Annotated in this window: 9 protein-coding genes; 2 read left to right on the forward strand and 7 right to left on the reverse strand. The window is 64.7% G+C overall.

Translation table 11 applies throughout. The features are described 5' to 3' along the window. Both ACFP9U_RS21295 and ACFP9U_RS21300 read left to right on the forward strand, forming a co-directional pair. The coding region (locus ACFP9U_RS21295) for a dihydroxy-acid dehydratase (protein ID WP_378624542.1) at nt 1-1,345 on the forward strand (1,345 nt) is incomplete at its 5' end. After that, nucleotides 1,332-2,267, forward strand: a complete 936-nt coding sequence (locus ACFP9U_RS21300) for a Gfo/Idh/MocA family protein (protein WP_378624543.1) — start codon at nt 1,332-1,334, stop codon at nt 2,265-2,267. The genes ACFP9U_RS21295 and ACFP9U_RS21300, both read left to right, overlap by 14 nt. Before the next feature lie 59 nt (nt 2,268-2,326). Here ACFP9U_RS21300 and ACFP9U_RS21305 read toward each other — a convergent pair whose 3' ends face one another. The 7 genes from ACFP9U_RS21305 to ACFP9U_RS21335 all read right to left on the reverse strand — a co-directional run. After that, entirely contained in the window at nt 2,327-3,211 is an 885-nt protein-coding gene (locus tag ACFP9U_RS21305) for an alpha/beta fold hydrolase (RefSeq protein WP_378624546.1), read from the reverse strand. Continuing rightward, nucleotides 3,208-4,152 (reverse strand): class I SAM-dependent methyltransferase, encoded by a 945-nt coding sequence (locus ACFP9U_RS21310; protein WP_378624548.1) that lies wholly within the window; start codon nt 4,150-4,152, stop codon nt 3,208-3,210. The genes ACFP9U_RS21305 and ACFP9U_RS21310 overlap by 4 nt, the downstream gene beginning before the upstream one ends. Beyond that, nucleotides 4,145-5,353 (reverse strand): YcaO-like family protein, encoded by a 1,209-nt coding sequence (locus ACFP9U_RS21315; RefSeq protein ID WP_378624550.1) that lies wholly within the window; start codon nt 5,351-5,353, stop codon nt 4,145-4,147. The genes ACFP9U_RS21310 and ACFP9U_RS21315 overlap by 8 nt, the downstream gene beginning before the upstream one ends. 406 nt (nt 5,354-5,759) lie before the next feature. Continuing rightward, the gene (locus ACFP9U_RS21320; RefSeq protein ID WP_378624551.1) at nt 5,760-6,506 is read right to left on the reverse strand and encodes a FadR/GntR family transcriptional regulator; all 747 of its coding nucleotides are present in this window, start codon (nt 6,504-6,506) and stop codon (nt 5,760-5,762) included. A gap of 5 nt (nt 6,507-6,511) precedes the next feature. Beyond that, the gene (yjfF, locus tag ACFP9U_RS21325; protein WP_322453472.1) at nt 6,512-7,492 is read right to left on the reverse strand and encodes a galactofuranose ABC transporter, permease protein YjfF; all 981 of its coding nucleotides are present in this window, start codon (nt 7,490-7,492) and stop codon (nt 6,512-6,514) included. Next, nucleotides 7,489-8,514, reverse strand: a complete 1,026-nt coding sequence (locus ACFP9U_RS21330) for an ABC transporter permease (protein WP_378624554.1) — start codon at nt 8,512-8,514, stop codon at nt 7,489-7,491. The genes yjfF and ACFP9U_RS21330 overlap by 4 nt, the downstream gene beginning before the upstream one ends. Next, nucleotides 8,511-9,078: ATP-binding cassette domain-containing protein (locus ACFP9U_RS21335; RefSeq protein ID WP_378624556.1), on the reverse strand; the 568-nt coding region annotated here is incomplete at its 5' end. The genes ACFP9U_RS21335 and ACFP9U_RS21330, both read right to left, overlap by 4 nt.

The raw sequence follows: 9,078 nt of genomic DNA on the forward strand, positions 1-9,078 counted from the left end.
GGCGCTGCTCATGGCCGCCGCGACGGTCGACATTCCGGCGATCGCCTTTTCCGTCGGGCCGATGCTCAACGGCTGGTTCCGCGGTGAGCGGGTGGGCTCGGGCACGGCGCTTTGGCAGATGTCGGAAGACATAAAGGCCGGGCGGATGACACGCGCCGACTTCCTGGAGGCCGAGCAGTCGATGTCGCGCTCGCCCGGCGCCTGCAACACCATGGGCACCGCCTCCACCATGGCCTCCATGGCCGAGGCGCTCGGCATGGCGCTTTCGGGCAACGCGGCCATTCCCGCCGTCGACAGCCGTCGCCGGGTGATGGCGCATCTGACGGGGCGGCGCATCGTCGACATGGTCAAGGACGATCTGAAGCCCTCCGACATTCTCACCCGCACCGCCTTCGAGAACGCCATCCGCGTCAACGGCGCCATCGGCGGCTCCACCAATGCGGTCATCCACCTTCTGGCGCTCGCCGGCCGCATCGGCGTCGAACTGACGCTGGACGATTGGGATAGGGTCGGCCGCGACATTCCGACCATCGTCAATCTGATGCCGTCCGGCGACTACCTCATGGAGGAGTTCTTCTATGCCGGCGGGCTGCCGGTGGTGCTGAAGATGCTGTTCGAGGCCGGCAGGCTCGACGGCTGTGCGCTCACTGTTTCGGGCCGGCCGCTCGCGGAAGAACTGGCGGAGGTCCGCAACTGGAACGAGGATGTCATCCGCCCCTTCGACAGGGCGCTCACCCAGCACGGCGGCATCGCCGTCTTGCGCGGCAACCTCGCGCCCGATGGCGCCGTCATCAAGCCTTCGGCCGCCAGCCCGCATCTGATGCGCCATCGCGGCCGCGCCGTGGTCTTCGAGAGCATCGAGGACTACAAGGCCAAGATCGGCGACGAGGCGCTCGACATTGACGAGACCTGCGTCATGGTCCTGAAGAATTGTGGGCCGAAGGGCTATCCCGGCATGGCCGAGGTCGGCAATATGGGGCTGCCGCCGAAAGTGCTGCGCAAGGGCATCACCGATATGGTCCGCATCTCGGATGCACGCATGTCCGGCACCGCCTATGGCACGGTCGTGCTCCACACCTCGCCCGAGGCAGCGGTGGGCGGTCCGCTGGCGATCGTGCGCGACGGCGACATGATCGAGATCGACGTGCCGGCGCGCCGCCTCCACCTCGACGTTCCGGAGGTGGAGATCGCCGCTCGGCTGGAGGAGTGGAAGCCGTCGGTCGAAGTGCCCGAAAGCGGCTATGCGCGGCTGTTCCATACCCACGTACAAGGGGCGGACACCGGCGCGGATTTCGATTTCCTGGTCGGTAACCGTGGAAGGGGCGTTGCACGTGAAAGCCACTGAACCGGTATCGATCGCCATCGCCGGCGTCGGCAAGATCGCCCGCGACCAGCATATTCCCTCGATCGGGCGCAATCCCTCCTTCACTCTTGCGGCGACGGTGAGCCGCAACACGCATGTCGACGGGGTGGAGAACTTCGCCACGCTCGACACGTTCCTGGAGGAGCGCCCGGACGTTGCGGCAATCGCGCTGTGCGTACCGCCGCAGGTCCGGTTCACAATGGCGCGGCAAGCGCTCATGGCCGGCAGGCACGTGCTTCTGGAAAAGCCGCCGGGCGCCTCCGTGGCCGAGGTCCACACGCTCAAGGCGCTGGCAGAGGAGAAGGGCCTTTCGCTCTTCGCCACCTGGCATTCGCGTTTCGCGCCGGCGGTCGGCCCTGCCAAGGCTTGGCTTGCCGGCAAGACCGTGCGCCGTGCGACCATCGTCTGGAAGGAGGATGTGCGCCGCTGGCATCCCGGCCAGGCGTGGATCTGGGAGCCGGGCGGGGCAGGGGTCTTCGACCCCGGCATCAACGCGCTGTCGATCCTCACTGAGATCACGCCGCAGCCCGTCCATCTTACGGCCGCGGAGCTCGAATTCCCGCAGAACCGGCACACGCCCATCGCGGCAAGGCTGGCGTTCATCGATGCCGCAGGCGCACCGGTGACGGCCGATTTCGATTGGCGCCAGACGGGACCGCAGAGCTGGGACATTACGGTCGAGACCGACGCAGGCGTGCTGGCCCTCAGCGAAGGCGGTGCGAAGATGGCGATCGACGGGGTTGCGGCCGACCACGGGCCGGAAGCCGAGTATGACGGTATCTATGCCCGTTTTGCGGAGCTGCTCGCCACCGGCGCGAGCGACGTGGACGTCTCACCCCTGGTGCACGTCGCCGATGCCTTCATGCTCGGAAAGCGGATCGTCACCGATCCGTTCTTCGAATAGGCGCGAGTGTCGCGCGGGTCTTCCCAGCCATGCCTTCGGCACCCGGCATTCCCGTGCTCCTACGCCACTTGCCGGCGGATCGCCCGCAGCATCTGCGGATGCAACGCCGCGTGGCCGATCCCCGGGAGCTCGCGCGCTGTCAGACCGGCGCGCCGGTACCAGTCCGCCGCAATCATGCCTGCAATGTCCCGCGTGCCTGTAAGCGTGCTCCCGCGCGCTGCTGCCGGATGCGCCTCGCCATTACACGGCATAGGGCTGAAATAAGCGTTCGCCGCGTAGTGTGCCTGGAGGATGAAAGACGCGACCGTCTCCGCATCGAAAAGCCGTTCGAAGAGCGCGTCGGTTGCAGTCGTCCCGGCCATGCGTGCATCGATCTCAAGGAACAACCGTGCGGTGGAGCGCACGCGCACGGGCTCACCCGAAGTGAGCGCTACCAGGCAGTCGGCGTAGGGCTGGTCAGTGCCGATTCCGCGCGGCTTCGAGATCGCCGACGGCCATTCCTCGAGGCTCTCGAAGAGTACATCCTCAGAAAGGCGCAGAATTGCGGGGGCGGGAGCGAAAGGGCATGCCAGAATGAACCTGTCGACGTTGCCCGGGAAGAGCCGTGCATATTCGGCGGCAGGCCAGGCGCCCCAGGAAATGCCCAGAAGGCTCAAACTGCGCCACCCCAGTCTGCACCGCAGCCGCTCCATGTCGTACACCGTAGCCAACGTGGAGTTGTCTTCGAGCGCTGCGCGCGGTGTCGACCCGCCGCAACCGCGCTGGTCGAAAAGCAGGACGTCATGGGTGGCAAGGTCGAAGAAGGCGAGGTGCTCCACCATGCTTCTTCCGCCCGGACCGCCATGAACGAACATCCAGCGCCGGCCGTTGCGGTTGCCATGCCGCTCCCAGCGGATGCGATGGCCGCTGCTTTCCAGAAAACCTGTTTCGGTGGCTGCAGTCACGGCATCTCGACCACGTAGAACTGAAACAGCCGTCCATCGGGCGTGCTTTCAAGGGCCGAGCGGATGTTCAGGGCCAGCTCGTGGCAGAGCCACCGAACCGGGCAGACAACGGGCGTATGGCCGAATACCACGATCAGGCCGCCGGGGCGGACGCGGTGCGACAGGTGGCGGAAATATTGTTCCGCCTCGCATCGGGCGACGACCTCCGCGTTCAGGAAGCGCAGAACAAGCGCATCGCAGCACGGGCCTTGGGAGCTACCGGCATCGGCAACGGCAAAGTCCACTTCCGTCGCGGCATGGCGGGCACGCGCCTGATGGACCATCGCTTCGGAAATGTCGGAACCGGCATAGCGGAGCCGGGGATCGCCACGTGCTAGGCCGGCGATGAAATCCCCGGTCGAACAGGCAGGATCGAAAACGGCTGCCCGCGGCGCGAGGCGTGCCGCGAACAATGCCTGGCAGGCTTGCCGGAAATGAGCTTCCTCCTGTGCCAGCCGCTCGCCGTCCAGGCTTGCCCCTTCCCAGTAGTCGGTCGGGCAGACGAGTTCGCAAAACCGGTCGTCGAGTGCCGGAAACGGAAAAACGATCTCGCCCGATCGCATCGCCGTGCAGTGGGCGAATATCTGCTGGGCATGCCTGCGCGTGATCGGAGTGTAGAAAAAGTCGACCGTTCCACTGCCGATGGCCATGTCCCGAAAAAGCCCCAGCAACATGTCGGGCGCGAGGAGGCTCGACAGTTCGAAGCCGTCGGGGCCGTCGGCCCGGATTCTTGGGTATTTGCGTCCGAGCCAGGCGCCTTCCTCCGTGTGCAGCACGAAATACTGGCAGAGCGATATCGGCATGCGTTCCTCAAGCCGCGCCGGCGTTCCGCGTTCCCGGTTTTCCGCAATGCGGTTCTGTTGGCGTTGCTCGTGCTGCAGCCATCTTTCGGCGTCAGTCATGGCCTGCGTCCTGCGCGAAGGAGGGCAGGACGACATTGCCGCTCGCCACGAGGTAGAAACGATCGAATGCGGGGACCACCACCTGCGTGACGCAGCAGCGCTCGCTCGAATGCAACGTCGTGGTCAGAAACAGCAGCCGCTGCTCTTCAAGAGCGGCTTTGACCTTTTCGACCTGGACACTGCTGGGCAGATGCTCGTCCGGCGCGGGCGGCACCGCCTGCCGTACGATCGGACGTCTTTCGAGCAGGCCCGGAAGATCGCACATCAGACAGCGCAGAAGCTTCGGCCAGCGCTGGAGGTGTCTCACGGCATTGCGCTGCTGCTCCTCGGCCTCGCAATTGACCTTCTGGACAAGATGGAGCTGAACGAGTTCGCTGAGCGCGCGGCCTATCGCGTGGGCGGGGAAGCCTGAACTGCCGCTGCCGAAAAGGCGAGGCATCGGGGAGCGATTATCGGCAAACGCCAAATATGTGGCACAGGCGCCTGTCGTCGCGATGTCGAGGACCGTGACCGGCGCGCCGATTTCTTCCTCGGCGCTGCGCCAGGCGGCGAGATTCGCGGCGGAAACGGCCGGGCGATCGACCTGCCGCAGCCGCTCGTCGCGGTCGTGGAGGAAATGGGTTGCCAGGAACCTGGAGAGATCATGCCGCTCGATGCATTCGTTCAGCGCGTGAAGTGTCGCTTCAGACGCGTTTGACCCAATCGCGGTGCCGCTGTTGCTCGAATAGCGCCGCAGCGCCGAATAGTCGAAACTGTCGCCGGGAAGCGGCGAGGCGGCATAGAGGGGAACGGAAAGTGCGAGGGGGAAATACCGCTCATCCCCCGTGCCGGTCCGACAGCGGCGGCAGGCCATCGTGGCGTGCGGCTGTTGGAGCAGGATCTCGTTCAGTATCTGGTTGACCGGCAGGTCCAGCAATTGCCGGACGGGCACCAATTCAAGATCACCGAATGTATCGAAACGGTCCGTTATGTAGTGCTCCAGGGCCTCGTGAAGCCCGCCGACAAACGCCGTCTCGGCATCGCCTTTGCCCGCGCCCCTGCTGACAGGGATGCCGTCGCCGTCGCGGAGGGACACGAAGCAGGTCCTGAGGACCTTGCCGTATGTCGATTCTTCAAAGGAGAGACGAAGATCCGCATACTCCGCCAGAATGCGTCTTCTGGCCTCCTTCAGCGAAAAATCGCGTTCACAGGGTAATTTCATCTGGGAAGGAACAGAAGGAGGGAGGCGAACCTCCCTCCCGTCGCTCAGCCTTTACCCAGCGACTTCTTCTCGGTTTCGGTGAGCTTGATCTCACTGCGGCGCTTGTCTTCGCGCGTGGTCTTTACGTCGATGGGATTAGCGTTCCAAGAAAACATATAGCCCATAACGTTGATCCTCCATAAAAAATAGACACTTCCAAAAAACCTGATCGTCTGCTTGAAAACGTAGCGCAGACGTCAGGCATCTAGAGGTAGGCGATCAGGCGACTTCCTGTCAAGTCATTCATTTTGTTCAGAAAAATATGGTTGTATGCAATTGCAGTCACGGCGCGAGCCTGATTGCAGGCATTCCGGCACTTCGTGCATCGCGACAACGGTGCCGGTGCTGTTCGTCAACTCGCCCGGTATCATTGCCTTTCCGCGTTCGGCTCCTTCCCGATCCGATCGCTCACGCTGTCGCGCCCGACGATGATGACGGTCTGCATTGCCGCGGCGGCGGCATCCGCGTCTCCCGCCTCTATGGCTTCGACGATGGCCCGGTGCTGCTTCACCGAATCCTGGTGCCGCGGACTCTCGACCGGTGAACTGAGTTTGAAGGCCGAAACGAGCGCGGCCTCTATGAGATTGCCGACGGAATACATGAAGGGGTTTTTCGAGGCATCCAGGATGGCCATGTGAAGTTCGAGATCGGCCAGCGCGAAGTCCTCCTTGGAATGCGCGGCTCCCATCTTGTCGGTAAGGCCGTAGAGCCGGGCGATTTCGTCCGGCGTGGCGTTTTGCGTGGCGAGCCGGGCGGCAAAGGGCTCGAAGGACAGACGCATCTCGCTCAGATGACGCAGGAAGTCCTGCGTTACGCCGGCCTCGAAATGCCAGGTCAGCACGTCGGCATCGAAGAGGTTCCATTGCGTGCGCTCGGTCACACGCGTTCCGATACGCGCGCGAGCGAAGACGAGGCCTTTTGCCGAAAGCGTCTTCATGGCCTCGCGCAGGACCGTGCGGGAGACGTTGAAACGCTCGGCAAGCTCGGCATCGCCCGGAAGCAGTGAGCCCACCGGATACTCGCCCTTGACGATCGCCGTGCCGATCTCGTGCACCACGAATGCGTGGTGGTTGCGCACGACCCGTCCCGCTATGGCGGTTCTCAGCAAATCCATGCCCTTTAGCGCGCCGCCCCCAGTGCCCGGCCGTTCCTGCCGGTCAGCCAGACCAGCGCCTTCTGCAGTACGATAAAGCCGAACAGCAGGATCCCGATCACGATCTTGGTCCACCAACTCGAAAGCGTTCCGTCGAAGATAATATAGGTCTGGATCAGCCCCATGATCATAACGCCGATCAGGGTCCCCGCCACGAAGCCGCTGCCGCCGGTGAGCAACGTTCCGCCGATGACGACCGCGGCGATGGCGTCAAGCTCCACGCCGACGGTTGCAAGCGAGTAGCCGGCGGAGGTGTATATGGAAAAGACGATGCCGGAAAGGCCCGCCAGGAACCCGGAGAGCGCGTAGATCTGGACCGTCGTGCGCCCCACCGGCACGCCCATGAGCCTGGCCGTCTGCGCGCCGCCGCCGAGCGCATAGACATTGGTGCCGAAGCGTGTGCGGTGCGCAAGCAGGATGCCGGCGAGGAAGACCAGCAGCATCAGCCCGCCGATGAACGTCAGCCGTCCCTTGCCGGGCATGAGATAATAGAGCCCTTGCAGCGTGTCATAGAATTCATGGGTGATCGGCACCGAATCGATGCTGAGCACATAGGCCATGCCGCGCGCCAGGAACATGCCGGCGAGCGTGACGATGAAGGGCGGCATCTCCAGCCAATGGATGGTGGCGCCCATGGCGGCGCCGAAGAGGGTCGTGACCACCAGAAGCATGGCGAAGACGGGCAGGGGATGCAGGCCCGTATCGCGCAGGAGCACGGCGATGAAGACGCCGGAAAAGGCGATCACCGAGCCGATCGACAGGTCGATGCCGCCCGACAGGATAACGAACGTCATGCCCACCGCGGCAATGCCCAGAAAGGCGTTGTCGGTCAGAAGATTGCCGATGACGCGGGTCGACAGCATGGCGGGGAACTGCGCGTAGCAGACGGCATAGGCGATCAGGAAGATCGCCACGGTTGCCAGGAGCGGAAGGGTGCGTGCGTTCATTGGGCGACGGTCTCCGCTTTGGCCTGGGCGGACGACTTCTCGCGCCGGAGGAAGACGAACGCCGTGCGCACGGCAGGCGACTGCAGCACGAGGATGACGAGGATGATCGCGGCCTTGATGATGAGGTTGAACTCCGGCGGGAAGCCGGAAAGAAGGATTCCCGTGTTGACCGTCTGGATGATCATGGCGCCGATCAGCGAGGCGATGATCGAGAAGCGCCCGCCGAGCAGCGAGGTGCCGCCGATGACCACCGCGAGGATCGCGTCGAGCTCCAGCCAGAGTCCCGCATTGTTGGCGTCGGCGCCCTTGATGTCGGCGGCGGCGATCACGCCGGCAAGTGCCGCGCACAGCCCCGAGGTCATGTAGACGGCGATCAGGAGCACGCGCGTGTTGATGCCCGCGAGCGTGCTGGCGCGCGGATTGACGCCGATCGCCTCGATCAGCATGCCGAGCGCCGTGCGCCGCACGATGAACGCCACGAGAAGGCCGGTCACGATCCAGATCAGGACCGGCATCGGTATGGTGAGGAAGGCGCCGGCGCCGATGAAGATGAGCCCCTCATGGGTGAAGGTGAGGATCGTGCCCTCGGTGATGAGCTGCGCGATACCGCGGCCTGCGACCATCAGCATCAGGGTCGCGACAATGGGCTGAATGCCGAGCACGGCCACCAGGAGCCCGTTCCACAAGCCGCAAGCGAGCCCGACGCCGAGTGCCAGCGCGAGTGCCGGCACGAGCCCCAGCCCCTGGTCGATGGCCGCCGCTGCCACCGCGCCGCAGATGGCCATCACGGCCCCGACCGACAGGTCGATGCCCTTGGTGGCGATGACAAGCGTCATGCCGATGGCCAGGAGAGCGACCGGCGCGCCGCGGTTGAGGATGTCGATCGGACTGCCGTAGAGGCGCCCGTTTGCGATCGAGATCTCGAAGAAGCCCGGAAAGACGAGCGCGACGAGGAGGAGCAGCATCGTCAGCGTGACGAGCTGTGGCGCGATGCGTCGGAGAAAGGCGGTCGCGCCGTTCATGCCCCCGTCTCCCTTTCGTCCGAGGCGATGGCGGTCACCATGTTGTCGGTCATGATCTCCGCGCCGACAAGCTCCGCGACATGGTGGCGGTCGCGCACGACGATGACGCGATGGCTGTAGGCGACCAGCTCGTCGAGCTCGGAGGAGATGACCAGAAGCGACATGCCTTCCGCGCACAGGTCCTCGATGAGCCGGATGATCTCCGCATGTGCGCCGACATCGATGCCGCGCGTCGGCTCGTCGAGAATGAGGAAGCGCGGGTTCGTGGCGAGCCAGCGCGCCAGAAGCACCTTCTGCTGGTTGCCGCCGGAGAGCTGCCCCACCGGCTTCTCCGCGTCGGGAGTGCGGATGTCGAGGCGGCGGATGAAGTCTTCCGCTATCGCCGCCTGCTCACGGGCGGGCAGCGGCCGCGTCCAGCCGCGGCGGGCCTGCAGCGCCAGCACGATGTTCTCGCGCACGCTGAGGTCGCCGATGATGCCGTCGCTCTTGCGGTCTTCGGGGCAGAAGCCGAAGCCGTTGGCGACGGCCGAGCGCGGCGAATGAAGGGTCAGCGCCTTGCCGTCC

This window comes from Nitratireductor sp. GCM10026969 (assembly GCF_042660605.1).
In the GTDB taxonomy this organism is placed as follows: domain Bacteria; phylum Pseudomonadota; class Alphaproteobacteria; order Rhizobiales; family Rhizobiaceae; genus Chelativorans.

Excerpts from the sequence above, each read along its gene's own strand:
- ACFP9U_RS21310 (WP_378624548.1), bottom strand. The coding sequence starts at position 4,152 with ATGACTGACGCCGAAAGATGGCTGCAGCACGAGCAACGCCAACAGAAC.
- ACFP9U_RS21315 (WP_378624550.1), bottom strand. The coding sequence starts at position 5,353 with ATGAAATTACCCTGTGAACGCGATTTTTCGCTGAAGGAGGCCAGAAGA.
- ACFP9U_RS21320 (WP_378624551.1), bottom strand. The coding sequence starts at position 6,506 with ATGGATTTGCTGAGAACCGCCATAGCGGGACGGGTCGTGCGCAACCAC.
- yjfF (WP_322453472.1), bottom strand. The coding sequence starts at position 7,492 with ATGAACGCACGCACCCTTCCGCTCCTGGCAACCGTGGCGATCTTCCTG.
- ACFP9U_RS21330 (WP_378624554.1), bottom strand. The coding sequence starts at position 8,514 with ATGAACGGCGCGACCGCCTTTCTCCGACGCATCGCGCCACAGCTCGTC.